The organism is Kibdelosporangium banguiense (assembly GCF_017876405.1).
Lineage (GTDB): Bacteria > Actinomycetota > Actinomycetes > Mycobacteriales > Pseudonocardiaceae > Kibdelosporangium > Kibdelosporangium banguiense.
In genome coordinates, this window is record NZ_JAGINW010000001.1 from 8,977,947 (window position 1) to 9,004,809 (window position 26,863).

The following is a 26,863-nucleotide window of genomic DNA, read 5'->3' on the forward strand; positions in this document are numbered from 1 at the left end:
ACCGACTATCAGGCGTGTGGCGACTGCGCGGATTCCGTTGGTGGCACGGCCTGCTGTCGGTGCTGGCGGGCGCGGCCCTCGGTGCCGTGACCAACCTGGTGACGAGTACGTTCTCGTGGAGCCTGGCGGCCGCCGCAGCCGGGCTGGTCGCCGTGCAGATCGGCCTGTTGGCGTGGCAGATCACCGAAAGCGGGACCGATGGCCGCCCCCGGCTCGACGAAGTCCTTGCACCGCTGAGACCGGAACGCCAGGACGTGGGCATGGTGTTCCGGCTGACCGCGTCGTACTGCCCGTCGCCGGTGCGCGGCCGGGCGCCGGAGATCGACAAACTGGTTTCCTGGTGCATCGATCGGGACGAGTCGGCCGGCGTGGTCCGGATGATCGCCGGTCCCGCGGGTGTGGGCAAAAGCCGGCTGGCGATCGAAGTCGCCGAAAGGCTCCCCCAAGGCTGGCTCACCGGGAGACTGACCTCGGTCGCCGGTGCCGTCGACAGAATCGCAGCCACGTCACAACCGGCCCTGATTGTGGTCGAGGACGCGGAAAACCTGGCTGATCTGGACACATTGCTCCGCCAGGCTGGCAGGCACCCGGCCAAACTCCGGATCTTGGTGCTCACGCGTGCCCCGGAACGCCTCCCGACAAGTCCATCACTCTCAGATCCCGTCATCCGATGTGTCCTGGCACCTGTCGGCGGGAGGAACGATCGGAAACGGTGGTACGGCGAAGCTGTCCGCGCCTACGCCGAGCAACTCGGGCTCCCGGTCCCGGAGTTGACCAAGGAGAAGATCGGCGATGACGAAGACACGTTTCTCCTTCTGCAAGCCAGGGCGTTGCTTGCGGTCCTCGACCGGCCTGGCAGGCATCGCGCCTCACTGGCCGCGATCAGCAGCGATCTCGTCGGTCTGGAAACACAGCGCTGGACGCGGGACGCGCTGCCTCTGACGTGTGATGCCGAGGTTCTCGCCGAGGCGGTCACGGTGCTGATGCTCCTGACGTCGGTGACCACTGCCGAGGCAGCCGGTCTGCTCAGCCGGGTACCGCAGTTCTCCCACGAATCCGCCCAGGAGACACGGGTTGTCGTGGCCCGGTGGGCGTTCCGGCAGTACTCCCGTGGCCTGGACGGGCGTCTGGACGTGCAGCCGCATCTGGTCGGTGAGCGGCTGCTTCTCGACACGCTGGCTCGTACGCCGGAATTGCTGGCCGGGCCGGCCGCGGATGCGGTGCCGGTTCTCGCGCGTGCCTGCCGGACGTTTTCCGGGAACCTGCCCGTTCTGCTCGGCCTGGTCGACGGTGATCGGTCGCTGTTGCCGACGGTCTGCTCGGCGGTCATCGAGCAGGGAATCGTCGGCTCCGATGTGGACACCGCGCTCGCGGATCTCGTCCGCCGCCACGGCATGACAGCCGAGATCGCGGCCGCCGGGCCGCAGGGCACGCCGAGGGCGGCGATGGACGTGACCAACCTGACCGAACAGGACCTCCGCGACGTGCTCGGTGAGGACTACATGGACAGGTCGGACATCAACGTCCGGTTGGAAGGCCTGCACATTCCGGACGCATATCCGCGAGTCAGATGCGCCCTGCAGGAGGTGCACGTCCAGCACTGCCGGATACTGGCCGAGAACCAGCCGATGTGGGCGCACGGGCCTGACCTGGTCACAGCGCTGCTTGGGCTCGCGTCGCTGCAGCGGGTCGCAGGCGTGAGCCAGCAAGCCGTGGTCTCGGCCCGGGAAGCCGTGGAGATCACCCGGAAGCAGGCGCGGCAAGAACCGGACGAGCGCCCGGTCCGGCTCGCGTTCGCCCTGGACCGGCTCAGCACGCACCTGTCCGATGTGGGCCTGACGCACGAGGCTCTCGAAGCCAGCACCGAAGCGACCGTAATCCTGCAAAGCGGTGCTGCCCAAGAAGATCCCGATGACGCATCCGTCGCGGAGTCGTACTACACACACGCGCACCGGCTGTCGGAAGCGGGCCGTTACAGTGAGGCCGCCGCGGCCATCGAGAAGGCCGTACACATCTACCAGGCGCTCGTTTCCCGGGAACCTGGCAAGCATCTGCTGGAACTCGTTCATGCGTTCAGCCACCAGGCTGAGGTCTTCTACAGCCTGCGCCATCACGACGATGCGCTGACGGCGATCAGATCGGCGATCGAGATCCAGCGGGAGCTTGCCGATACCGGTCTCGGGGATTCGCTCGTTCGTCTCGCGCATGGGTTGTCCCGGCTGGACCAGAACCGGGACGCACTGGCAGCCGCGACCGAAGCGACCGAGATCTGTCGTCAGCTGGCGGCTGATGCGCCGGATCAGTTCAAACCTGCCCTCGCACGAGCACTGCACTCGCTCGCCAGGTGCCTGAACGCCGTGACCAAGACGACGGAGGCCGTCAAGGCGATGCAGGAAGCAGTCCTCATCCAGCAACTGTTGGCCGAGCGTTCTCCTGAGCGGTATCAATCCGGCCTGGCTCTGCTGCTGACCGACTTCGCAACGATTCTCAGCGATTCAGGCGACAGTGAACAGGCTCTCAAGGCCTCTGAACGAGCCCAGCGGATCCAGCGGGCTCTCATGGCGGCGCAGCCCGATGAAAACACCGTCTTCCTGGCCTACAGTCTCGCCAACCACGCCGTTCACCTCTGGCGTTGCAACCATCGGCAGCAGGCGACCAAGACGCTGACCGAAGCAACGGACATGTACCGCGCACTGGCAGAACACGAACCCGAAGCCCACCGGGACGACCTGGCGCGATGCCACCTGCGAATGGCGACGATGTTGGAAGACTCCGGAAAGACGACTGACGCGATCGAGGCATACCGGGACGCCGCAGCCCTCCTGCGCTCCGCCGAACAGAACGAGCCTGCCTCGTACGGCTCGATCTATCGCGCCACTCTTGTTTCACTGCGAAAGGCGCTGGAGCGCGCCGGCCGCCACGACGAAGCGGCAGCGATCGTCGTTTCCGAGCACCCATAAGCAAGAGCTGTCTTCAGTGCGTGCTGACGTGACGACCGTGTGAGGCCCCGACAGGCGATGGCCACGGGTCGTTGCCTGCCGGTCCGGTGGTTACCTGCCGGCGGACGACTGACAGGGGTCCGAGGCCGGACAGGATGTCAAGTACTTGTCTGCCAAGGGATGGCGGTGCCGACGGCGTGACGGTGAGCCCGACGCTCGCGGCTCCGGCGAGCCATGACGGGCGAATCCACTCCGGACGGTCCACGATGTGGACAGGCGCCGGGCAGGAATCCAGCCGGGCAGCCAGTTCCCCGGTCTCCGGGCCGCCGCCGAGGACGAACATCACGTCACAGGACCCGGCCACGACGCGACTCGATTCCAGCCGGTCGGAAGTCGCGTAGCAGAAGTCATCCGGGTGCTGCCCGCGCAGCCGCGGATACCGTGACCGCGCTCGACACGTTCGGGTGGAGATGGTTCCGTGTCATTCCACCTGTCGGGATTCACACTTCGAACGGGATGGGATACGGGAACAGGTCGGTTGGTACACGTGACCAGATGAGTCGCTGGTCGCGATACGGGTCGTGGACCAGCTTGCTCGCCGAGTCGAGGAGCATCGTGGTGCGCCGGAACTGTGTGTACTGCGGCCACTGAAGTGTTGGTGTGCTTGGGTTTCCGGTCCGCGCGAAGGCAAGCCAGGCGTCCATGGTGCGGTCTTGCAGATCACCCCAGAGGCTGGCCGGACCGGTGACTCGGGCCGCGTCGGCCGGGGAGATGCCGAAGACGAAGGGCAGTTCCATCGAATGTGATGAGCCGTATGGCTTTCCTGTACGGCCTTTCACCGGCGAGCGGTAGTTGAACAGGTACATGTAGCTGGGCGCGAAGCGGCCCTGGATTTCGGCCAGTCTGATGGATGAGGCACGGAAGTCGCCGTCGCCGAGGAAGGTGGTCACCGCTTCCTCCGGGTTCGGATAGTCGCGTTGGTATGTGGCGATCACCTTGTCCGCCTGCGGCCCGAAGTAGCGTTGCATCATCTCGCGGTTGCCGAAGACGTTGCGCAGCAGCGCCGGTGTGTTGACCGAGTCGTCGCCGGGGGCGGCGCACATCGCAGTCCAGTAACGGATCTCGTCGAGATTGGTGCCGATCAACAAGGGTACGCGGGCTCCCCGGCCGGTACGGATGATCTCGTCCGGGGATTCGGCGTAGGCATAGTCGTCCTGATGTGGATACGGGAACGCTCCGGAATCGTTGACGAGCTTCTCCAGCTTCAGCGCGTCGACCTGTTGCAGCGCCTGGGCGGACTGCACGCCGACAGCGTCCATCACCGTACGGGTCGTGTCGCGGGCGTCGGACACCGGCCCGAGCGATCCGGCCAGGATGCCACTTTGGATGATCGCGCGGTGGAACAGTCCTTGCGCAGGACGGTGTCCGAGCAGGATTCGCACGCTTTCGCCGCCAGCGGACTCGCCGAACACGGTCACGTTGTCCTGATTGCCGCCGAACTTGGCAATGTTGCGGTTGACCCAGCGCAGAGCGGCCACCTGGTCGAGCAATCCCGCATTGCCGCCACCGCCGAACCGACTGTCCAAATGCGACAGCTCGGTGTACCCGAACACGCCGAGCCGGTACTGGACGGTGACGATCACGGCGTCACCCCGCCTGGCCAGCGCTGCTCCGTCGAACCATGTGTTGCGGGCGCTGCCGACGACAAACGCGCCGCCGTGAATGTAGACCAGGACGGGTCGTTTTCGGCCGTCGGCCCTTGGTGTCCACACGTTGACTGTGAGGCAGTCCTCGGCCATCACATCGTTGCTGTTCTCCGTTGGGTCGTAGGCAGGCGTCTGGACGCACGCCGGCGTGCGGTTTCGGGCAGGACGCACCGTCGACCATCGGCCATGCGCGACCGGAGGCAGAAACCTCAGCTTTCCAACGGGCGGTGCGGCGTACGGAAGGCCCCGGAAAACTTGCAATCCCGGCTTCTGGAGCCCTTGGACCGGACCATCGGCTGTACGCACGATCGGGCCGTTCGACGCCTCTGCAGTGGGCGCCGCGAAAACGGCGCCCAACACGAGTGCGGCCAGTATTCGGCGACAACGCATTACCACTCCTGAAGGTCGAGAACGGGTTCAGTGGCTGCCGCAAGCGGCGTGGCGGTTGTGCGTTGGAGAGGTAGCCATGGCAATCAGATTCGTCTTGCCCGACGCTGTGCTGGCATCGTGCACGGCCACGCCGTTGACGAAGGTCATCTGGGTTTGGACCGAGCTGATGTCCGCGACCGGGCACTTCAGTACGTCGCGGTCCAGGACGATCAGATCGGCGGCCTTGCCTGGGGTGAGTGTGCCCGTAGTGGTGTCCTGACGCAGTTGCTGCGCGGCCCCATAGGTGTGCATGCGTAGCGCGGTCTCGCGAGTGACTCCCTGCTCCGGATAGAGAGCACCGCCTTCGGACGCCGTGCCTGTGCGGTCGATGGCTGTTCGGATCTGGTTCCAGCTGTTGAGTGTGTCGACCGGCCAGTCCGAGCCGCCTGCCAGGGCGGCGCCCGCCCGCTCCAGGCTTCTCAACGCGTACATACCGCGGTGTCTTTGCGGGCCGACGTACTTCTCGAGTGCCTCCACGGTGAAGACGTTCCTGGTCGCCCATTGCATCTGCATCGAAGCGACCACACCGTATCTGGCGAAACGTGCATAGTCGCCTGGGTCGCAGAACTGGACGTGTGCGATGGTGTGCCTGTTGTCCCGCCAGCCGTTCGCGCGGCGGGCTGCGGCGTATCCGTCCAGGGCGACACGGACAGCGCGATCACCGATGGCGTGTGCGTGGACCTGCCATCCCGCCTTGTCCAGTTCGACGCACAAAGCGGAGAAGTGCTCCGGTGAAACATAGAGCTCGCCGACGTGGGTGGTCGGTTTGCCGTTCTCGTCGAGGTAGGGCGAGATCATCGCGGCGGTCTGCGCCGGGAACTCGGCCACGCCGTCGAGGAAGACCTTGGCGGTCCGCATGCCCAGCATCGGGCCGGCGGGGTGTTTACGTTGTGCCGCACGGGCTGCGGCCAAGGACGCTCGGGGATCTTTGGCGATGTCGGCCTCGAGATGATGCGCGACGAACGCACGGATCGGCAGATCACCGGTTTGAAGCAGCGAAGCGTAGACACCGAGCGGGTCCGGTCCGGCAGCGTCCATGAAGGACGTCACGCCCTGGGCCGCGAGCTGGTTCAGCGCTTTGATCCGGGCTCGGCGCAGCACAGCCGGATCCGGTTCGGGGACCAGCCGGGACACCAGGTCCATCGCGCTGTCCTTGAGCAGTCCGGTCGGCCCGTCGGCGTCCTTGACGATCTGCCCGCCCGGCGGCGACGGGGTCGACGCCGTGATTCCGGCCAGTTGCAAGGCCCGCGAGTTCACCCAGGCGTTGTGGAAGTCCGATCCGGACAGCAGGATCGGCCGCTTCGTGGTCAGGGCGTCCAGGAACTTCCGGTGTGCCACGGCACCGATCAGGCCGACCGGGTTCCATTCCTTGACCACCAGCCAGCCGTCGGGCTCCTGGTCTGCCGACTGGTCGAGAAAACCCTGCACCTTGGCTTGCAACTGCGCCACGGTCAACGACTCGTTGTTCAGGGTAACGTCCAAGGACAACTGTGCCGCGCCAAGCGGGTGGACATGCCCGTCGTGGATGCCAGGCATCACGGTGGCCTGCTTGGCATCGATCACCTCGGTGTCCCTGCCCAGGTGACCACGCACGTCGAAATCGTTTCCCACGGCCAGAATACGGCCGTCACGGCCGATCGCGACCGCGGACGACGGGTACCAGGAGTACATGCCAGTCCATACCCTGGCGTTCCTGATGATCGTGGCAGCCGAAGTTCTGGGGGCCGCCGACACCGGCGTGGTTCCGGCGGCCAGGCCCGCTCCGATCATTCCGAGACCTGCCAACAGCGGCCGACGGCCGATACCGGGTCGTTGCATGTCCGAACCTCCTCAAGCGACGGGGTGAACGGAACGCTCCCTGGTGTCCTCGAGCACGATGCGGCCCAACAGGTCGTAGACCGCGGGCTTGACCTTGCGCAGGTACAACGCGCCGGCCACGCCGCCGATGAACACGGCGGCGACGATCCAGGGAATCGCGGTGAACAAAGTGGACTCCGCGGCCGGACCGGCCGCCGCGTCGGCGTTGTCGAACAACAGCCAGACGACAGTGATCATTCCGGCCCCACCGGCCAAGGGTGCGACCAACGTGGTGAACCAATGCCCGCCTCGGCGCCGGCGTCCCCAGAAGTAGCCGACCACAGCGAAGGAACACAGTGCCTGCACGATCAGAATCGCCATCGTGCCGAGCAAAGCCATCAAAGTGTAGAGCCCGAGGTACGGATCCTGACCGGCGACGCTGAACAGCGCGACGATCACCACCGCGATCCCGGTCTGTGCGAAGGACGCCACGAACGGCGACCCGTGCTTCGGGTGAGTACGCCCCAACCGTCGCCAGATCAGGCCTTCCCGGCCCAGTGCGTACAAGTACCTCGCCGCACACTGGTGGAACGCCATCCCGCAGGCGAACGACCCGGTGATCATCAGCCACTGAAAGGCCACCACCGCCCAGTGGCCCACAGCCTGCTCGGTCGGCGCGAAGAACAGGCCCAGCGGATTGGCCGTCGCGATCTGCACCGAGCCTGCCAGGCCGTTGCCCGCGATCGCCATCCACGAGACGAAGACGTAGAACAGGCCGATCCCGATCACCGCGACCATGGTGGCGATCGGGATGATCTTCTTGGGATTGCGGGACTCCTCACCGTACATGGCGGTCGACTCGAACCCCACCCACGACCAGAACGCCATGAACAAGCCGAATCCGGCTGCCGTCCCGCCGAAAGCCGCCGCCGGGTCCAGTGGCGACGCCGGAATCCCGTCCGGCCCGCCGCCCTGCAGCAGCACGCCGAACGCCATCACCGCCAGGACAGCGATCTCGGCCACCAGGAACACGCCGAGTACTCGCGCCGCGAGGTGTATGTCGAAATAGGACAGTATCGCGGTGACCGCGAGCATGATCCCGGCATACACCTGCCACGGCAGGTCGACGCCGAGTTGGGCGTTGATCGTCGTGTCGGCGAAGTAGGCGAAGATCCCGACGATGGACGCCTCGAACACGATGTAGGCCAGCACCGCGAGCAGCCCGCTGGCCAGGCCGATCACCCGTCCGAGACCGTGTGAGATGAACCCGTAGAAGGCTCCCGCCGAGGTGATTCGCCGTGCCATGGCGACGAATCCGATGCTGAAGATGGTCAGCACGACCGTCGCGAAGATGTATCCGGCCGGTGCGCCGATGCCGTTGCCGAACGCCACGGCGACCGGGACGTTCCCGGTCATGGCGGTGATCGGCGCGGCGGTCGCGACTGCCATGAACACGACCCCGAGCAGGCCGACAGAGTTCGGCTTCAGCCGGTCCACCATGGTTTGCTCCGCTCAGCCGAGGACCTCGGCGGCTACCCGGGCGCCGCTTTCCGCGCCACCGTTCATGTATCCCTGGAAGTCCACTGAGGTGTGTTCACCGGCCAAGTGGATGTTGCCCTGACGCATGCCCTCGTAGCCGGCGTAACGGTGGCAGTACCCGACCGGATAGCAGCTGTAGGCACCGAGCGAGTTCGGGTCCATGTGCCACGCGGCCAGTTTCGCCCTGCCCGTCCACTCCGCGCTCACGCCGGGAACAACCCTGTTGAACTGGGCAAGCTTGTCCCGCACGACCGCACGGACATACGGATCACGCGAATCGAGAAAAGGCTTCCGTGGGCGCAGCCGGAGGGCACCGTCACCGCCGCCGTACTGGATGGCGATCCCCTGCCTGCCGGGCTGACCCGCGGTGGCGTCCCAGATCTGCTCGTAGCCCAGATCGGTGAAGCTGGTGCCGTTGGCGACGCCTGGCCACGGGCCTCGGCCGAGCCAGCGGCGCTGCCGGAACTGCATGTTCAGTTTCGAGCAGAAACCCATGTCCAGCATGGCGATCGAGCGTTTCATCCGGGCGTCGAAACCCGCTCTGGCGTAGTCGATCCCTTTGAGCACACCGATCGGCACAGCCAGGATCGTGTGATCCGCCTTGACGGTCCGGCGGCTGCCCCGGTCGTCGAACGTGAGAGTCTGCGTTCCGTTGGCGTTACGGACAATCGCTTCCAACCGCCAGCCATGCTGGATCGTGCCCGCAGGCAACGCGGCTGCGATCGCCTCCGGAAGCCGTTGGCTGCCTTCAGTGATGTGGTAGCGCTCATCCGAAGCGCCCCACACGTTGGGATCGTCCAGATCGCTCTGGTCGATCATCATGTAGGCCAGGTTCACCGCGGTCTGCTCGTCGGCCTGCCTGCCGTATTCCACGACGTAGGCCTCGTCCAGGAAACGCGCGAACCAGGTGGAATAGCCGCCGGGGACACGCGTGGAGATCCACTCGGCGACGCTCATGTTGCTCAACTCGGTCGCGCCTGGTGTGGTCGCGTCCCAGGTCGGCGCGTCCGGCCCGGCCTTGGCGATATCGGCCTGCAGCGCCTTGTAGACCGGCTTGAACTCTTCGACGAACTGGCTGTGCGATCGATATCTGCCGTCGAAGAACAGCAGATCACGGCCGCCCTTCGGGGCCGCGGCCCGCACATCGGTCAACCCGAGCCCGAATCTCGCGCACAGGTCGCGGATCGCGGTGTGGTCGGTGTCGACGAGTTCGCCACCGTACTCGGAAACCTGCCGGCCGTCCCAGTAATCCCGTTCGGAGTACATGCGGCCGCCGACCCGGTCGCGTGCCTCGTAGACAGTCGCCCGGACACCGGCATCGGCCAGCTTCAACGCCGCGGTCAGACCGGCGATGCCGGCGCCGACGATCGCGACCTTGGGCGCCGGGCCCTGCTCAGCCGATGCGGCGTGCGCACGTCCTGGCAGGCCCAGCAATGCGGCGCCACCCAGCACGCCACCGATCTTCAGCACGTCTCGCCGGGTGATCGTCCGGGCCTGCGCACGAGCCATCCGCGCTTCCCGGAACTCAAGCACCGGCACGCCGAGCCGCTCGGCGGCGGCATGGTCGAGGACGACCCGGCGCACGAATCGCAACATCTCGGTACGTGGCACAGAACGACTAAACAGCACGAATACCGCACTGTCAACGTGTTCATTCAACGAAATCGGTTGTTCACACGCACAGACGAGGAGGATTCAGTTGTCACCATCCACCGAGTCCAGCCACGGTCCACAAAGGACAGTCTACGAACTCGCGTGCGGCGCGCGCTCCAGCCACTCAATCAGCTCGCGAATCGTGACGGTCGCCAGATTGTGCTTGTCCCCGAAGGCGATCAGGTCGAGTTCACGGGCCATCGAGCCGTCGTCGTTGGCGATCTCGCAGATGGCGGCGGCCGGACGCAGGCCTGCCAGCCGGCACAACTCGACCGCGGCTTCAGTGTGGCCGGGCCGAGCGCGGACACCGCCGGGGCGGGCACGCAGCGGAAAGACGTGGCCGGGCTTCACAAGATCGGCGGGTGCCGTATCCGCTGAAGCCAGCAGCCGGATGGTGCGCGCACGGTCTGCCGCGGAGATGCCGGTCGTGATTCCGGTCCGGGCGTCGACCGAGACAGTGAACGCGGTGCCATGGGATTCGGTGTTCACCGGCACCATCTGTGGGAGGTGGAGCCGGTCCAGATCCGCACCGGTCATCGGGACACACAGAAGTCCCCGGCATTCCCGCATGGTGAAGGCCACGAGCTCCGTTGTCGCGAACTCCGCCGCGAAGACGAGGTCGCCCTCGTTCTCCCGGTCCGCGTCGTCGACGACCACGACGGCGCGACCGGCTGCGATCTCGGCGACGGCGAGGTCGACCCGGGTGCGGGTGCCTGCTGTGTGTGTTGGGGCCGCCACCGTGCTCCTCCATGCCTCGTCAATAGTGAATAAATATTACGACGCTGGCGGTTACCGGGCGGTAATGGTGTGCGGCGTCCCACATCTCAGGATTCGAGCAGCGCTTTCGCCGTCCAGTTGTCGGTGATCAACACGTCGACCCACTGGCCCCGCAGCGCGGCCCGGATGGTCTCCACCTTCCGTTCGCCGCCCGCGACGGCGACCCGGCGTGGCACCCGGCGCAGTTCGTCCACGCTGAGACCGAGCACGCGATCGTTGAGGGGACTTTCGACCAGAACGCCGTCGGCGTCGAAGAACCGGAGGCATACGTCGCCCACCGCACCCAGTTCACGCAGCCCTGCCATCTCCTCCTCGGACAGGGTGTTGCCCGACTCCTTCAGCAGTGGTGACGGCCGTAGGCTGCCGATTCCGACCAGCAGCACGGTCAAGTCCTGCCAGGCGGACACGACCGACGCGATGGGCAGGTCGGTGAACAGGGAGTCCCGCACGACCTTGTTCGCCACCAGCCCGGGGGCAGGCAGGAAGACCGGCTCGGCGCCGGTGACGCTCGCGAGGCGTTCGGTCAGCCGCGTGGCCTTGACCTGGACGCTGGCGTGGCCGACCCCACCGATGACCTGAACGACCGAACGCGCCGACCGGGTTGGCCGGGGCGCCATCGCGTCGACGACGGCCAGCAGCGACGCCGACCACGACGAGATCCCCACCCGGTCGTCGGCGTGCAACGTGGTCTCCAGATAGGCCGCGCCGGCACCACCGATCGCGTTCAGCAGGGACATCTCGTCCTGGCCGCCCGAATCGGCCACCACGACGTCGCGGAGCTGGTACCGCGCCTGGAGTGCGTCCTCGAGTTCCGGATACACACCGACCGGTGGCACGACCACGGTCCGCACGATCCCGCGTGCCACCGCCTCCTTGAGCAGACGGGACACCCGGGACTGGGAGATGGTCAGGCGCTCGGCTATCTCGGGCTGACGGATCCCCTGCTCGTGGTAGAGCCGTGCGACCTTGGTCAGCAGCGACAGCCGGTCACCGTTGATTCGGGTACCAGGTTTCTCCGGTTTCACGGCCTGAGCGTAGTGCATAGGTATGCAGACATGACCGTTAGTGCGCCGAGTAGAGCGCGCGCTGGGCGATCGCCAGCGCGCCCAGCGCATCATGCCGCTCCTGCGCCTGCCGAAGCGCGTCCATGTCGAGACGGTCGAGCCCGCGCTCGATGGTCTTCAGGAAGTCGATGGCGTGATCTGCCGCGGCGACACTGTCCTCACGGAACGGGAACTGGTCCAGTTGCCAGACACCTTCCCAGTTGTTCTTGCGCAGGGTGTGAAAGAACTCGAACAGCTCGATGGGGTGCACCGTCCCGGCCACCAGGTCGTCGTCCCACCCACGCATGTTGTCGTTGACGTCCATTCCGAACAACCGGCCGTAGTCGATGGCCAGTTGTGCGGAGTCCGCGGGAGACTCGCCTCCGTAGAGCGCGTGCCCGAAGTCGAGCAGGATGCCCACGTTGGGCAGGCCGATCTTCTCGATGCCCAGCAGAGTGCGCGCCACCGAGTCGAAACTCATGTGCACCCGTGGTTCCCTGGGCTTGTACTCGATGACGAACTTCAGGTCGGGGTTCTCCGACGCGAGTTGCCCCACCCCGTCGAGCGAGTGCTTCCACAACGCGCCGTGGTCGACCTGGAACGGGTAGTCCCAGCCGTCCTGTCCCGGCCAGAGCTTGACGTAGTCGGCGCCGAAGTAGCGGACGACCTCAGCGGCCTCGGTCACCAGTTCGTGGGCGAGCCGCCGGACACCCGGGTCCGGGTTGGTGAAGGCGCCCTTGACGAATGTCCGGGTGTAAATCTCCGGCGTGATGCCGATGACGCCAAGATTGTTGCGCTTCAACGTTTCGGCGACCTGCTCGTTGCTGAACTCACCGCCGAAGAACGGATAGTTGAGGTCGACGACCGACAGATCCCGCACCCGCCCGGCAAGGTCGATTGCTTCGAGCACAGTGCGGGGAGCGCCATAACCGTCAGTCGCGTACCGGTCGACATACGTTGCGAAGTGCCAAATGCCCGCGCCGAACTTCTGGGTCATGATGTTCTCCTTCGTCAATGTTGCCGTCGTGCCAGAGCGACCGCGGCGTGCCACCGCTGCCGGCGCGCGTCGGCCCATTCGGCGGATCGGCCAGGACGGAATACCCTGCTGTCTTCGTCCGGAAAGTCGTGCCACAGCCCGGCGGCGACACCGGCGAGACGCGCCGCGCCCAGGGCGGACACACCCGTGGTGACGGGCCGTTTGAACTCGCGACTGCTGATGTCGGCCATCAACTGGGCGAGCCAGTCGTTGGCGGCCGGGCCTCCGTCGAGCAGAACAGTCCCCAGTGGACTGCCGGTCGCGGTCTCCGCCGCCGAGAGCACGTCCTCCACCTGCAGACAGACGGACTCGGCGGCGGCCAGAGCCAGGTCGGCAGGTGCGGTGCCCAGGTCGAAACCGGTGAGTACCGCGCGGGCCTCGCTGTCCCACCACGGAGCTCCGAGCCCACCGAAAGCCGGGACCACGTCGACGCCCTCAGCGCCCGACTGCGCCTGCGCGAGCAACTCGTCGGGAGTGATCGACAGCAGACCGGACAGCCACACCAGAGTCGCACCGCTGGAGAGAATGTTGCCTTCGAACGCGTACACCGGGTTCTCACACGCCCACGCGAGAGTTGTGACGAGACCTGGCAAAGATGTCTTCGGCGAGTCCAGCAACCCCATGATCGACGAGCCTGTACCCAGCGTCGCCTTCACTCCCCCAGCCGCACGCACGCCGTGCCCGTAAAGCGCCGCATGGGAATCGCCAAGCACGGCATGCACGCGGATGCCGACTGGGAGACCGGGCACGCCACGGATGGGCGCGGTCGGCTCGTCGGAACGTACGACAGTGGGCAATGCGGCGCGCGGGATGCCGTACAGCGCCAGGAGCTCGTCACTCCAGTCCACTGTGGCCAGATCCAGAAGCCCGGTGCGGCTGGCGTTGCCGGCCTCGATCCGGAACTCACCGGTGAGCCGGTGTACGAGCCAGGAGTCGACCGTGCCCAGTGCGACGTTCGCGGCATCGGTCTCGGCGAGCAGCCAGGCGAACTTGAGAGCGGAGAACATCGGGTCGATCGGCAGTCCGCTGATCGACCGGACGACCTCGTCGTGACCTTCTTCGACAAGCTTGCGCGCGGAGCCGGCGGTGCGCCGGTCCTGCCAGCCCAGTACCGGGCCGAGCGGCGCCCCGGTTGTCTTGTCCCAAATCACGGCGGATTCACGCTGGGTACTCAGCGCCACCGCGGCCACTCTCCCGGTCACTGCCTCGGCTGCCTGGCCGATCGCCTCGATCACACTGGCCGCGATCTCCTCCGCGTCCTGTTCGACCCAGCCAGGGCGGGGGTGGTGCTGTCCGATCTGCACACTCGCGCGGCCGACGATCGCACCGGCGGTGTCCAGGGCGATGGCCTTGGTCGAGCTCGTCCCCTGGTCGACCGCGATCACCACGTCAGCCATGGGACAGCGCATCCTCCGCGGCCTTGACGACGTCCTCGGCGGTGAGCCCGAAGTGACCGAGCAGGAACTCAGTGCTTCCGGTGGGAGCGAACTCCCGCATGCCGAGCACTCGCAGCGGAACACGGGCCGGTGCGGGTAGCTCGCCGATCACAGAGGCGACGGCCGCGCCAAGCCCACCGGACACATTGGCTTCTTCGGCGGTGACGATGGCGCGCGTCTCGAACGCAGCAGCCCTGATCGCGTCGATATCGAGCGGGGCGATGTACGCGGCGTTCAGCACCCGTGCCTCCACTCCTGAGGCTCGCAGCCTTTCGGCGGCGATCAGCGCCCGGGAGACGAGCGTTCCGGCGGCGATGATGGTCAGGTCGTCACCTCCGCGTAGAACATCGAACTTCCCGCGCCGGAGTCTAGACGTTTCGGTCGTGACATCCGGGACCTTGAAACGGCCGACCCGGATGAAAGTGGGCCGTGGATGCCGGGCCGCCGCCGCGACCGCCTGCCGCGTCTGCCTGCGGTCCGCAGGAACGACGATGTCGATGCCAGGCAACGCGCGCAACCACGACAGGTCTTCCGGCGAATGGTGGGTCGGCCCCAGTTCCCCATAGGCAAGCCCGGGACTCATTCCACACAGGATCACCGGATGCTGACTGTACGCGATGTCGGCCTTGATCTGCTCGAGAGCCCTGGCCGTGAGAAACGGCGACGCCGCGCACACGAACGGGATCAGCCCGAAACTCGCCAGCCCGGCCCCCACCCCCACCATGTTCTGCTCGGCGATCCCGACGTTGATCAACCGGTCCGGGAACTCCTGCCGGAAGGCCACGAGGTTGCTCGAACCGACTGAGTCGTTGCACACCGCGACGATCCGCTCGTCCTCACGGGCGAGCCGGAGAAGCTCGTCGGCGAACGCCGCGCGGTTGTCGTAGACCGGCACGTCGGCTGACACGGTGTTCGATCCCCCGGTGGACGAGGTCATGTTCGCCGCCTCCGTGCTCACGCGAGCTCCTTCAATGCCTGATCGGTCTGCTCCGGCGTCGGCACCTTGTGGTGCCACTCCACCCGATCCTCCATAAAGGACACACCTTTCCCCTTGACCGTATCGGCGATCACCGCCACCGGCCGGTTCTCCCCGGCCGGCCGGAAGGCCTCGATCAACGCGTCGAAGTCGTGCCCGTCCACACGGCGCACCTCACAGCCGAACGCGCGAAGCCTTGCCTCAAGCGGCTCAAGCCCGTTGGTGTCCTCGGTGCGTGCGCCCTGCTGCAGCCGGTTGCGGTCGACGATGATCACCAGGTTGTCCAGCCGGAAATGCGAGGCCGCCATCAGTGCCTCCCAGTTGCTGCCCTCCTGCAGTTCGCCGTCGCCGAGCACCACGAACACCCGCGTGTCCGACCCGGTGAGCCTTGCCCCCATCGCCTGGCCGACCGCGACCGGGAGCCCATGACCCAACGGCCCGGTGTTCGTCTCGACGCCCGGGATCTTGGTGCGGTTCGGGTGTCCGTTCAACTCGGACAGTGGCCGCATGAAGGTCTCCAGTGCGCGCACCGGGAAATAGCCGGCATCCGCGAGCGTCGAGTACAGCGAGGCCGCGCAGTGTCCTTTGCTGAGGATGAACCTGTCGGTCCCGCGAGCCGACGGCGCGGCCGGATCGACGCGCAACGTGTAGGAGAACAACGTCGTCAGGATGTCGGCAACGGAGAAGTCTCCGCCGATGTGTCCCTGGCCTGCGGTCCGGATCATCCGCACGACACTGCGCCGCGTCTGGCGCGCGGTGTCGGCGAGCAGTTCCCGGCGCTGATCGGGAGTCGCGGCCGCGAGCTGCGTACGCCGCTTGCGCCACCGTTCGACCTGAGCGTGGTCCGTCGAGAGCATTTGCATACCTATTCATAGGTGACCAAACTTGCAATCAGTGTGTCACGCGTGTGAAAATGCTGTCAATCAGCTGCCAGGGCGTGGCTCTCAGGTTCGTCGCTTTCGGTGGCAGAGAACGGAAACGCAAAGGACCAACGATGTTCCGATCGACAAGACTCGGCTCCGTGTCCGTCGCCGCGGCCCTGACACTCGCGCTCGCCGGCTGTGGCGCGACGGCTACGCAAGGCGGCGGCACCAGCGACCCCACCCTGACGCTCGGGGTGCTCGTACCCGCCACGACATTCGCCGCGCAGGACATCAACTGGGCGAACGAGTCGCCGTACGGTCAGGCGGTGTACGACGGCCTGCTGCGAGCCGCGCCGGATGGCACTATCGAGCCGTGGCTCGCTACCAAGTGGACATACGACAGTGCGAAGACGAAGCTCACGCTGACGCTGCGCACGGACGTCACGTTCACCGACGACACCAAGTTCACCGCGGATGTCGCGGCGCAGAACGTGATCCGGTTCCGCGACGGCAACTCGCCGAACAAGAGCGACCTGTCCAGGGTGGCCGACGCCAAGGCCGTGAACGAGTCCACATTGGAGATCTCCCTCAAGGAGCCGGATCCCGCGCTGCTGACCGCGCTGACGCAGGGCGCAGGCGTGCAGGAGAGCCCGAAGGCGTTCACCAGCGCGACGATCAAGACCGTGCCGGTGGGTTCGGGTCCCTACATTCTGGACACCGGCGCCACCGTGGTGGGTTCGAGCTATGTGTTCACCAAGAACCCGAAGTACTGGGCGCCGCAGACCGTGCACTACGACAAGCTCGAGCTCAAGGTCTACGGCGACGCGACCGCGTTGCTGAACGCGATCAAGGGTCACCAGGTCGACGCCGCGAACACCCCGGACAACAACTCCCTGGACCAGATGAAGGCGGCCGGGTACACGGTCAACCCGCTGGAGCTCAACTGGACCGGCCTGCTGCTGCTCGACCGCGCCGGCACCACCAACCCCGCACTGGGCGACGTACGCGTCCGGCAGGCGATCAACTACGCCTTCGACAAGCAGGCTCTGCTCAAGGCGGTCGGCAAGGGCTACGGAACGGCGACCACACAGGTCTTCCCGGTCAACTCCCCCGCCTACGACAAGTCGCTCGACAGCTACTACGACTACAACCCGGCGAAGGCGAAGCAACTGCTGGCCGACGCCGGCTACGCGGGTGGCCTGACCCTCAAGCAACCGCAGTCGGCCCTGATCGGCCCGGCGACCTACACGCTGCTCGCGCAGCAGCTCAAGGACGTCGGCATCACCGTGCAGTACACCGACATCGCCCAGGGCTACATCGCCGAGCTCGTCGGCGCGAAGTGGGGCTCCGCCTACATGATCCTGCAGGAGGACTCCACCGCCTGGAAGATCGCGACGTTCGGCCTACTGCCCAACGCGGCCTGGAACCCGTTCCGCTACAGCGATCCGACCGTGGTCTCGCTCGCCGGGACGATCCAGAACGGCTCGCAGGCCGACGCCGACGAGGCGGCCAAGAAGCTCAACAAGTATCTCGTCGAGCAGGCGTGGTACGCCCCGTGGTACCGGATGCAGTCCAGTTTCGTCACCGACGCGAACACCACGGTGACCGTGCAGCAGGGCAACGCCTACCCGTATCTGTGGAACTTCAAGCCTAAGTCCTGAATGGACGGAGTGACACCGTGCTCAACTTCGTCATCCGCAGGCTGGCCGCCGGCGTCGTGCTGCTGTTCGTGATCTCGACGCTCGCGTTCTTCCTGCTGTACCTGGGCAGCGGCGACATAGCCCGCCGCATCCTCGGCCAGTCGGCGACCCAGGAAGGGGTCGCGCAGAAGGCGGCGTCACTCGGCCTCGACCGCCCGATCCTCGTGCAGTACGGCGAGTGGCTGGGCAACGCGGTCACCGGCCACTTCGGGTCCTCCTGGTTCACCGGCCAGGAGGTGTCGGCCGCCGTCACGTCCCGGCTGAGCGTGACGCTGACGCTTGTTCTCGGCGCGACCCTGCTCAGCGCCGCCGTGGCGGTCGCGCTCGGCGTCCTGGCCGCGACGCGCCGAGGCTGGCTTGACCGGGTCGTCCAGGTCCTGTCGATCGTCGGCTTCGCGATCCCGGGATTCCTGGTGGCGCTCGGGCTCGTCCTGCTGCTGGCCATCAACCTGCAGTGGTTCAGTCCCACCGGGTATGTGGCGTTCACTACCTCGCCCGTCGGCTGGTTCGCCACCGCCACGCTGCCGATCCTCGCGCTCTGTCTGGCCGGCATCGCGTCGGTGACCCAGCAGGTCCGGGGCGCGGTTATCGACAACCTCGCCCGGGACTACGTCCGTACCCTGCGCAGCCGCGGCCTCCCCGGATCCCGTGTGCTGTTCAAGCACGTGCTGCGCAACGCGGGCGGCCCGGCGCTCGCAGTCCTCGCGGTCCAGTTCGTCGGCATGTTCGGCGGGGCGGTGATCATCGAGCAGGTCTTCGCCATCCCGGGCATCGGCCAGATCGCGGTCACCGCGACCGGCCAGGGCGACATCCCGCTGGTCATGGGCGTGGTCGTGGTGACCGCGACGCTCGTGGTCGTGGTGAACCTGCTGATAGACATCCTCCAGGCCTCACTCAACCCCAAGGTGCGCCTGTCATGAGTCTCAACCAGGACCTGCCGACGGTGACGCCCGGCAAATCCTTGTTCCGGCGGTTGCTGCGTAACCCGGTCGGGGTCATCGCGATGACCTATCTCGCGGTCCTCGTGTTGATCACGGCGTTCTCACGCATGCTCGCACCAGCCGATCCGAACGCCGCGTCGCTGATCGACGTTCTCGCGCCGCCAGGTGGGGCACACCCGCTCGGTGCTGACAGTGCGGGGCGTGACGTGCTGTCCCGGCTGCTGATCGCCGGGCAGTTCAGCCTCGCCGGGGCACTGGTCGCGCTGCTGGTGGCGATGGTGATCGGGGTGACGGCCGGTCTGTTCGCCGGCTTCTACGGTGGCCGTCTCGACTCGGTGCTGTCGTGGCAGGCCGGGTTGTGGCAGGCGCTGCCCGGCATCGTCATCCTGCTCGCGGCCCGTGCGGTGCTGGGCCCGTCGATGTGGCTGTCGATGGCGATCTTCGGGCTGCTCCTGTCGCCTTCGTTCTTCCGCTTGGTGTACGCGTCGGTCACTGCGGTACGCAAGGAGTTGTACGTCGACGCGGCGATGGTCTCCGGTCTCACCGACCGCCGGATCATCGCCCGCCACGTGCTGGTCGCCGTACGGGCGCCGGTGATCATCCAGGCCGCCATGGTCGGTGGTATCGCGATCGCCATCCAGGCCGGCCTCGAATTCCTCGGCCTCGGTGACATGACCATCCCCACCTGGGGAAGCATGCTCAACGACGGGTTCGCCAACATCTACACCGCACCGATGCTGATGCTGTGGCCGAGCCTGGTCATCGCGCTGACCACCATCTCGTTGACCCTGCTGGCCAACGCGATGCGCGACGAACTCGAACGCACCACTCGCCGCAAACGGCGCGCACGACGGCAGCCCGCAGAGCCTGTAACGGACACTGTAGACACTGCAGCGCCGGTAGAACACGCCGGTGAGGAACGCGAACCGCTGCTCACCATCACCGGCCTCTCGGTCGGCCACGACCAGCCCGACGGCACGGTCACGACTGTCGTGCACAACGCCTCACTGATGGTCGGCAAAGGCGAGGTGCATGGACTGATCGGCGAGTCCGGCTCCGGCAAGACCCAGACCGCGTGGTCGGTCCTGCGTCTGCTGCCCGACACCGGACGGATCACCGGCGGCTCCATCGTCTTCGACGGGACCGATCTCGCCACCCTGCCTGAGAAGGCCATGCAACGGCTGCGCGGCACTCGTATCGCCTATGTGCCACAGGAACCGATGTCCAACTTGGACCCGTCGTTCACTGTGGGCAGCCAGCTCACCGAACCGATGCGGGTCCGGCTGGGCCTGACGAAACCCGACGCTCGCCAACGTGCCCTCGCGCTGCTGGCCAAGGTCGGCATTCCCGACCCGGACCGCACCTTCCGCTCCTACCCCCATGAGATCTCCGGCGGCATGGCGCAACGGGTGCTCATCGCGGGCGCGATCTCCTGCCAGCCGGACCTGCTGATCGCCGACGAACCGACCACGGCCCTGGACGTCACCGTGCAGGCCGAGGTGCTCGACCTGCTGCGCTCGCTGCGGGAGGAGATGGGCATGGGAATCCTGTTGGTGACCCACAACTTCGGTGTGGTCGCCGATCTGTGTGACCGCGTGTCGGTCATGCGGGAGGGGCGCATCGTCGAAACCGGCCCGGTCCGGACCATCCTCCGCGAGCCCCAGCACGAGTACACCAAGTCGTTGCTCGACGCGATCCTCGACGAGTCGGCTGTGCGCGAGGCGGTGAAGGCGTGAGCGACCGACTGCTCGATATCCGTGACCTCGTGGTCGAATACCCCGTCAAAGGCTTCCGACACAGCCCCTTCCGCGTCCTGCATGGGGTCTCTCTCGATGTGCGACCAGGCGAGACGGTTGGTCTGGTCGGCGAGTCAGGCTCCGGCAAAACGACCCTCGGCCGCGCTGTGCTCGGCCTTTCCCCGGCCACGGCAGGCAGCATCACCTACGACGGGCGGGAGATCTCGGGCCTGTCCCGCCGGGACCGGCGTACTCTCGCCGGTGAGATCCAGGTCGTGTTCCAGGACCCGTACACCTCGCTCAACCCGTCGCTGACGATCGAGCAGATCCTCACCGAGCCGCTCGTCGTCCGGCAGGTCAAGCCCGAGGAGGCATCGGCACGGGTCCGGCGCCTTCTCGACCAGGTCGGGCTGCCCTCGGACGCGCGGTCACGCCTGCCCCGAGAATTCTCGGGCGGGCAGCGGCAGCGCATTGCGATCGCGCGTGCCCTCGCGCTGGAACCCCGGCTCATCGTGTGCGACGAACCGGTGTCAGCGCTCGATCTCTCCACCCAGGCCCGGGTTCTGGACCTGTTCCGGGAGATCCAGGACCGCACGGGCGTGGCGTATCTGTTCGTCTCGCATGATCTGACCGTCATCCGGCACATGAGCCATCGCGTGGCCGTGATGCGTCACGGCGAGATCGTCGAGTGGGGCGACTGTGACCAGGTCACGGCACGCCCGAACCATCCCTACACGCGGCAACTGTTGCTGGCCGCGCCGGTGCCGGACCCGGATCGGCAGCAGCAGCGCCGGGCCGAGCGCCAGGAACTTCAGAAAGCGGGAACCGAGTGACCGACGTCCGTCCACTTCTGGCACGCCTCACCCTCGAAGAGAAGGTCGCCCTGCTCACCGGGCGCGACTTCTGGACAACGTGGCCGAACGAGAAGATCGGTCTGCGCCGGATGCTGTTGTCGGACGGTCCGGCCGGTGTGCGGGGCGAGGTCTGGGACGAGCGCGACCCGTCGGCGAGTTTTCCGTCCGGATCAGCGCTCTCCTCGTCCTGGGACTGCGAGATCGCGCGCCGCTACGGGGCCGCTGTCGCCGTCGAAGCACGCCGCAAGGGCGTGGATGTCGTGCTCGGCCCGACGATCAACCTGCACCGGTCGCCGCTGGGCGGCCGTCATTTCGAGGCGTTCAGTGAGGATCCGCTGCTCACCGGGGAACTCGGCGCGGCCTTCGTCGAAGGCTCACAGGCCAACGGGATCGCCGCCACGCCGAAGCACTACGTGGCCAACGACTCCGAAACCGACCGGTTCACCGTCGATGTCCGGGTGAGCGACCGGGCATTGCGCGAGGTGTACCTGGCGCCATTCGAGAAGACCGTCGTGCAGGCCCACGCGTGGCTGGTCATGAGCGCGTACAACTCCATCAACGGCGCGACGGCAACCGAGAACGATCTCCTGGAGACGCCGCTCAACGACGAATGGGGCTTCGACGGCGTCGTGATCAGCGACTGGACCGCGGTACGCAGCATCGCGAGTGCGCGAGCGTCCCAGGACCTCGTGATGCCGGGTCCGGACGGCCCGTGGGGCGCGGCGCTGGTGGCCGCGGTACGCGATGGAAGCGTCCCCGAGGCCGCCGTCGACCGCAAGGTGATCCGAATCCTGCAGCTCGCCGCCCGCGTCGGTGCGCTGGCCGGATTCGAGCCCGAGGTGACGCTCCCCGAGGCGGAGGATCCCGTGGCCTTCGCCCGCGAGGCGGCCGCAGCGGGCACGGTCCTGCTGACCAACCGGGGAGAACTTCCCTGGATACCCGCGGAACTCCCCTCGCTCGCGGTCATCGGCCACAACGCCGCCGTGGCAAGGATCCAGGGCGGTGGCAGTGCGACTGTGGTCCCTGAAACCGTGGTGTCACCGCTGGACGGGCTTCGAGCGGCGTTGCCGAACACGGACATCACCTACGCACCCGGCGTTATCGTCCACAGTGGAGTTTTGCCGCTACCGCTGAGCCGTATGGTCAACCCGCACACAGGTGAGCCCGGCGTGCGGGTGGCGTTCGCCGACGCAGCCGGGGCAGAGCTGTACACGGAAGACCGGCGCGCCAGCGACCTGTTGTGGTTCGGGGGTTCCGCACCGATCGCCGACTCGGCCACCCTGATCCTGGAAACCCACTTCACGCCAGAGACCAGCGGCGAGTTCCCGCTCGCCTTCGCCGCGCTCGGCACGGCCCGGCTACTCGCCGACGGCGAGGAAGTGCTCGCCGCGACCACCGAGGCCGAGGGCGCCGACCTCGGTGCCGCACTGCTGTCGCCGCCTTCCCTCTCGGCTCCGATCACGGTCACCGCGGGCACAAGCGTTCATCTGCGCGCGGAGTTCGACCTGCGTGACCGGACCGGCCTGCTGGCACGGTCACTCGCCTTCACGCTCGGCACCACGCCACCCCAGATCGACCCGCAAGTACTCATCGACGAGGCGGTACAGGCGGCACGCGCGGCGACTGCCGCGGTGATAGTCGTCGGCACCAACTCCAACGTCGAGTCCGAAGGCCATGACCGGACCAGCCTGTCCCTGCCTGGCTTCCAGGACGACCTGGTGCGTGCAGTGGCCGCGGCCAACCCGCGCACGGTCGTCGTGGTGAATGCCGGGTCGCCCGTTCTGCTGCCCTGGCGGGACGAGGTCGCGGCCGTCCTGGTGGGGTATTTCGGCGGGCAGGAGTCCGGCAACGCCGTCGCGGACATCCTCACCGGCGCCGCGGAGCCTGGTGGCCGCCTGCCCACGACCTGGCCGGTCGGTCAGGAAGACGTGCCCGTCCTCGACACCGTCCCGGTCGACGGGAATCTCGAGTACAGCGAAGGCATTCACGTCGGTTACCGCGCCTGGCTGTCCGCGGGCACGCAACCCGCGTTCCCGTTCGGGCACGGGCTCGGGTACACCACCTTCCGGTTCGACAGCATCAAAGCGCCTGAGGAAGTCGTTGCGTCCGAAGAACCTTTCGGCGGCACGATCACTGTCTCGGTCGGCGTCACCAACACCGGCCCACGCTCCGGCAAGCATGTGGTCCAGGTCTACGCCGCCCGACCGGATTCCGCCGTCGACCGCCCTGTCCGGTGGCTGGCCGGGTTCCAGCCGGTGTGGCTGGAACCTGGATCGTCCACAGTGGTCGATGTCGAGGTGGATGTCCGGACCTTCGCCCACTGGGACAAGGGCTGGCACTACGAGCCGGGTTCGTTCACGCTCAGCGCCGGCTCGTCGGCCGTTGACCTGCCACTCGAAGCAACGATCCGGACGGGGAACTGACGTGCCTGGCTTCACCAAGCAATCCCGCCTCGCCGACGCGCTCGGCGATCCAGCCGCCCGCGCGATCCTCGAACGCGAACTGCCCGGCGTGATCAACTCACCGTTGTTCACCCAGATGAACCAGTTTCCACTGGGACAGGTGGTCGCCTACGGAGGAAAATTCCTCGACGAGAGTGCGCGCGAGAAGCTCTGGCACGAACTCGGTGCGCTCGAAGCGGACATCCCGGTCCGGGTCCGCGAGACCACACCGATCGTCCCGCGTGCGGACTACGAGACCGAAGACGTCACCCGGGGCTCGGCGACTGTCCGACACCCGGACTCCGCCGAACGCTGGGATGTCTTCGAAGTACTTCTCGAAGGTCCTTCCCACGGCAACCCGTTCGTCGACGTCGAGCTGACGGCACGCTTCTCCGCGCCAGGACGGCACGTCCGCGTCGGCGGCTTCTACGATGGCGACGGCCGGTACCTCATCAGATTCATGCCACCGCAGACCGGCGACTGGTCGTTCACCACCGAATCCAACGCCCGCTCGTTGGACGGCGTCGAAGGACAGTTCACGGCCACCGAACCCGGGCAAGGAAACCACGGCCCAGTGCGGGTCGTGGACACGTTCCACTTCGCCCACGCCGACGGCACCCGTCACCACCCATTGGGCACGACGGCGTACGCATGGACACATCAGCCGCTGCCACTGCAGGAACAAACCCTCGAAACGCTGCGCACCTCGCCGTTCACGAAACTCCGTATGTGCCTGTTCCCCAAGGCATATCTCTTCAACACCAACGAACCCTCGGTCTTCCCCTTCCCTAAGAACGAGGAAGGCGAATTCGACCCGAAACGGTTCGACCCCGAGTACTTCCACCTCCTCGAACGCCGTATCCGCGAGCTGGGCGAAATCGGCATCGAAGCGGACCTGATCCTCTTCCACGCCTACGACCGGTGGGGATTCTCGGATCTCGGGCACATCGCGGACGACCGGTACGTGCGGTACGTGGTGCGGCGGCTGTCCGCGTTCCGCAACGTGTGGTGGTCGCTGGCCAACGAGTACGACCTGGTGCGGTCGAAGGAGATCGCCGACTGGGAGCGCCTCGCGGAGATCATCACCGGCGAGGACCCGTCCGGGCACCTGCTGTCGATCCACAACTGCTTCGGTTTCTACGACTACTCGCGGCCCTGGATCACGCACTGCAGCGTCCAGCGCATCGACGTCTACCGCACCGCGGAGAACACCGACGACTGGCGCACCCAGTGGGAAAAGCCGATCGTCATCGACGAATGCGCCTACGAAGGCGACATCGACCAGGGCTGGGGCAACATCAGCGGCGAGGAGTTCACGCGCCGCTGCTGGGAAGGCGCGGTGCGCGGCGGATACGTCGGGCACGGCGAGACCTACCTCAACGACCGGGAAGAGCTCTGGTGGTCCAAAGGTGGCGAACTGGTCGGCGATTCCCCGGCACGGGTCGCGTTCCTGCTGTCGGTCATGGCAGAATCGCCGACGGGCACGCTTGATCCACTCCCCAGTGACTGGGATGTTCCCTGGGGTGGTGTCGCCGACCGGTACCTGTTGGCGTACTTCGGTTTCGGGCGGCCACGCTATCGCGACATCATCCGTCCGCCCGGCGCTCACTACACCGTCGACGTGATCGACACCTGGAACATGACAGTCGAACGGCAGCCAGGTTCGTTCGAGGGCTCGTTCCGGGTCCCGCTGCCCGGCCGCCCGTTCATGGCAGTCCGGCTTATCGCGATCTCGGCTCAATGAGGAGTGGATTACATGATAAGAAGGCGAACATTACTCGGGGCAGGGCTCACCGTGCCGGCGGTCGGCGCCGCGTTCACGGGAACTGCGGAAGCGAAGCCCGGCAAACCCCGCGCGATAGACGCCACAGTCATCACAACAGTAAGCCCGGTGGGATACAAGGTCGCGGGCCTCGCGATCGAGTACGACCGGCCAGTCCATGGTGGACAATCACCCTTCGATGTCAAGGTGACGCTTTCCCGGCCCGACGCCGACCCTCTCACCGGTACCCGCACGGTCGTGGACGCCTACCCGAACAACGCCCCGGAGTTCAGCGAGCACCCGCGGCCGGGCAGGTACGTCATCCTGGAACTGGACGAGAACGACCCACTCGCCCGCGCCGCGTACAACGAGGGCTACTACACGCGCTTCTACGACCTGAAAGGCGCCTACCAGGTCCAAGGGGTGACCAACACGGGGATAAGCAACCCCGTCGTCGACGACTACAGCTCCGGCACGTCCGGCCCGCTGCCGTACCGCTTCTTCACCCCCAAAGTGCGCCCCGGCCGGAAATATCCGCTCGTGGTGACCCTCCACGGTCACGGCGAAAGCGGCACCGATAACTTCGCCCAGATCGCCGGGAACCAGATCTCCGTGGCCTTCGCGAACCCGGCGCGGCCGGCTTTCGTTCTCTCTCCCCAAGCACCTCCTGGCACGCCCGGAACCGGCGGATGGTGGCGATCCGACATTCGCGCGGCCGTCCTGGACCTGGTGAAAGCAACGATCGCGAAGAACCCCGCGATCGACCGGAGCCGGGTCTACCTGACCGGCCTGTCCATGGGGTCATACGGTTCGTGGGCGTTCCTGCCCGAGAACCATGATCTATTCGCCGGCGCCATCCTCGTCTGCGGCGCAGGCGACGAGACAGCAGCCGTCACCAACCTCGGCAAGTTCCCGATCTGGGCCGTGCACTCCATCGACGACTCCGTCGTGCGCTACGACGTTCCAGGATCGGACTACCGGATCTTCAAGGCGCTGGAGGCGGCGGGCCGTCCGGTCACCTGGAGCGAGTGGCCCGGCACCGCACCGGAACGCGTCCAGGAGGCCTACGCCGCCGACGCGCGTGCACGCGCCGCCAGGTCAAGAAGCAAGCACATCTTCACCACGTTCCCCGCGGGTACGACACCGGTGTTCAGCCACGGCTCCTGGATTCCCACCTACCCGAACGATGTCATCCTCGACTGGCTGTTCGACCAGCGCCGCGCCTGAGTCACCCC

19 protein-coding genes are annotated in these 26,863 nt (G+C 66.6%); 8 read left to right on the plus strand and 11 right to left on the minus strand.

All coding sequences use genetic code 11. From position 1 onward, the window contains the following. Positions 1-14 precede the first annotated feature (14 nt). On the plus strand, positions 15-2,960 hold the full coding sequence (locus tag JOF56_RS40805) for a tetratricopeptide repeat protein (RefSeq protein ID WP_209644945.1): 2,946 nt from the start codon (positions 15-17) through the stop codon (positions 2,958-2,960). A gap of 13 nt (positions 2,961-2,973) precedes the next feature. Here the strand turns inward: JOF56_RS40805 and JOF56_RS40810 are convergent, their stop codons facing one another. The 11 genes from JOF56_RS40810 to JOF56_RS40860 form a co-directional block, all read right to left on the minus strand. Next, positions 2,974-3,411 (minus strand): hypothetical protein, encoded by a 438-nt coding sequence (locus tag JOF56_RS40810; protein WP_209648771.1) that lies wholly within the window; start codon positions 3,409-3,411, stop codon positions 2,974-2,976. Between the two features lie 28 nt (positions 3,412-3,439). Beyond that, complete coding sequence (locus tag JOF56_RS40815; protein WP_209644947.1) at positions 3,440-5,035, minus strand: carboxylesterase/lipase family protein; 1,596 nt, start codon at positions 5,033-5,035, stop codon at positions 3,440-3,442. A gap of 27 nt (positions 5,036-5,062) precedes the next feature. Next, positions 5,063-6,892 carry an amidohydrolase gene (locus tag JOF56_RS40820; protein ID WP_209644948.1) on the minus strand — a complete coding sequence of 610 codons (1,830 nt, stop codon included), beginning with the start codon at positions 6,890-6,892 and terminating at the stop codon, positions 5,063-5,065. 12 nt (positions 6,893-6,904) lie between these two features. Then, positions 6,905-8,371: an APC family permease gene (locus tag JOF56_RS40825; RefSeq protein WP_209644950.1), complete on the minus strand. Its 1,467-nt coding sequence runs from the start codon at positions 8,369-8,371 to the stop codon at positions 6,905-6,907. 12 nt (positions 8,372-8,383) lie between these two features. Then, complete coding sequence (locus tag JOF56_RS40830; protein ID WP_307855477.1) at positions 8,384-10,021, minus strand: flavin monoamine oxidase family protein; 1,638 nt, start codon at positions 10,019-10,021, stop codon at positions 8,384-8,386. A gap of 132 nt (positions 10,022-10,153) precedes the next feature. Beyond that, the gene (gene ribB, locus JOF56_RS40835; RefSeq protein ID WP_209644952.1) at positions 10,154-10,801 is read right to left on the minus strand and encodes a 3,4-dihydroxy-2-butanone-4-phosphate synthase; all 648 of its coding nucleotides are present in this window, start codon (positions 10,799-10,801) and stop codon (positions 10,154-10,156) included. Between the two features lie 86 nt (positions 10,802-10,887). Continuing rightward, the gene (locus JOF56_RS40840; RefSeq protein ID WP_209644953.1) at positions 10,888-11,865 is read right to left on the minus strand and encodes a sugar-binding transcriptional regulator; all 978 of its coding nucleotides are present in this window, start codon (positions 11,863-11,865) and stop codon (positions 10,888-10,890) included. Positions 11,866-11,902: 37 nt separating this feature from the next. After that, positions 11,903-12,880, minus strand: a complete 978-nt coding sequence (locus JOF56_RS40845) for a sugar phosphate isomerase/epimerase family protein (protein WP_209644954.1) — start codon at positions 12,878-12,880, stop codon at positions 11,903-11,905. Positions 12,881-12,894: 14 nt separating this feature from the next. Next, positions 12,895-14,316 carry an FGGY family carbohydrate kinase gene (locus JOF56_RS40850; RefSeq protein WP_209644955.1) on the minus strand — a complete coding sequence of 474 codons (1,422 nt, stop codon included), beginning with the start codon at positions 14,314-14,316 and terminating at the stop codon, positions 12,895-12,897. Next, positions 14,309-15,313, minus strand: a complete 1,005-nt coding sequence (locus tag JOF56_RS40855; RefSeq protein WP_209644956.1) for a transketolase family protein — start codon at positions 15,311-15,313, stop codon at positions 14,309-14,311. Before JOF56_RS40855 ends, JOF56_RS40850 begins: the two co-directional genes overlap by 8 nt. After that, a complete protein-coding gene (locus JOF56_RS40860; RefSeq protein WP_209644957.1) occupies positions 15,310-16,188 on the minus strand; it encodes a transketolase in 879 nt (292 codons plus the stop codon). The genes JOF56_RS40855 and JOF56_RS40860 overlap by 4 nt, the downstream gene beginning before the upstream one ends. 137 nt (positions 16,189-16,325) lie before the next feature. On the opposite strand from JOF56_RS40860, the gene JOF56_RS40865 reads away from it, so the two are divergent. The 7 genes from JOF56_RS40865 to JOF56_RS40895 are packed head-to-tail and all read left to right on the plus strand — an operon-like array spanning position 16,326 to position 26,855. Then, positions 16,326-17,855, plus strand: a complete 1,530-nt coding sequence (locus JOF56_RS40865; protein ID WP_209644958.1) for an ABC transporter substrate-binding protein — start codon at positions 16,326-16,328, stop codon at positions 17,853-17,855. 17 nt (positions 17,856-17,872) lie between these two features. Next, positions 17,873-18,814, plus strand: coding sequence for an ABC transporter permease (locus tag JOF56_RS40870; protein ID WP_209644959.1), 942 nt, complete (start codon positions 17,873-17,875; stop codon positions 18,812-18,814). Further along, positions 18,811-20,571, plus strand: coding sequence for a dipeptide/oligopeptide/nickel ABC transporter permease/ATP-binding protein (locus JOF56_RS40875; protein ID WP_245378583.1), 1,761 nt, complete (start codon positions 18,811-18,813; stop codon positions 20,569-20,571). Before JOF56_RS40870 ends, JOF56_RS40875 begins: the two co-directional genes overlap by 4 nt. Further along, positions 20,568-21,404: an ATP-binding cassette domain-containing protein gene (locus JOF56_RS40880; RefSeq protein ID WP_209644960.1), complete on the plus strand. Its 837-nt coding sequence runs from the start codon at positions 20,568-20,570 to the stop codon at positions 21,402-21,404. Before JOF56_RS40875 ends, JOF56_RS40880 begins: the two co-directional genes overlap by 4 nt. After that, positions 21,401-23,848: a glycoside hydrolase family 3 protein gene (locus tag JOF56_RS40885; protein WP_209644961.1), complete on the plus strand. Its 2,448-nt coding sequence runs from the start codon at positions 21,401-21,403 to the stop codon at positions 23,846-23,848. The genes JOF56_RS40880 and JOF56_RS40885 overlap by 4 nt, the downstream gene beginning before the upstream one ends. A 1-nt stretch (position 23,849) precedes the next feature. Next, positions 23,850-25,610, plus strand: a complete 1,761-nt coding sequence (locus JOF56_RS40890) for a DUF5605 domain-containing protein (RefSeq protein ID WP_209644962.1) — start codon at positions 23,850-23,852, stop codon at positions 25,608-25,610. 12 nt (positions 25,611-25,622) lie between these two features. After that, the gene (locus tag JOF56_RS40895) at positions 25,623-26,855 is read left to right on the plus strand and encodes an alpha/beta hydrolase-fold protein (protein WP_209644963.1); all 1,233 of its coding nucleotides are present in this window, start codon (positions 25,623-25,625) and stop codon (positions 26,853-26,855) included. Positions 26,856-26,863 lie beyond the last annotated feature (8 nt).

What these genes read in the sequence shown, in the direction of transcription:
- JOF56_RS40815 (WP_209644947.1), bottom strand. Translation starts at nt 5,035, where the DNA reads ATGCGTTGTCGCCGAATACTGGCCGCACTCGTGTTGGGCGCCGTTTTC.
- JOF56_RS40820 (WP_209644948.1), bottom strand. Translation starts at nt 6,892, where the DNA reads ATGCAACGACCCGGTATCGGCCGTCGGCCGCTGTTGGCAGGTCTCGGA.
- JOF56_RS40825 (WP_209644950.1), bottom strand. Translation starts at nt 8,371, where the DNA reads ATGGTGGACCGGCTGAAGCCGAACTCTGTCGGCCTGCTCGGGGTCGTG.
- JOF56_RS40845 (WP_209644954.1), bottom strand. Translation starts at nt 12,880, where the DNA reads ATGACCCAGAAGTTCGGCGCGGGCATTTGGCACTTCGCAACGTATGTC.
- JOF56_RS40850 (WP_209644955.1), bottom strand. Translation starts at nt 14,316, where the DNA reads ATGGCTGACGTGGTGATCGCGGTCGACCAGGGGACGAGCTCGACCAAG.
- JOF56_RS40860 (WP_209644957.1), bottom strand. Translation starts at nt 16,188, where the DNA reads ATGCTCTCGACGGACCACGCTCAGGTCGAACGGTGGCGCAAGCGGCGT.
- JOF56_RS40865 (WP_209644958.1), top strand. Translation starts at nt 16,326, where the DNA reads ATGTTCCGATCGACAAGACTCGGCTCCGTGTCCGTCGCCGCGGCCCTG.
- JOF56_RS40875 (WP_245378583.1), top strand. Translation starts at nt 18,811, where the DNA reads ATGAGTCTCAACCAGGACCTGCCGACGGTGACGCCCGGCAAATCCTTG.
- JOF56_RS40895 (WP_209644963.1), top strand. Translation starts at nt 25,623, where the DNA reads ATGATAAGAAGGCGAACATTACTCGGGGCAGGGCTCACCGTGCCGGCG.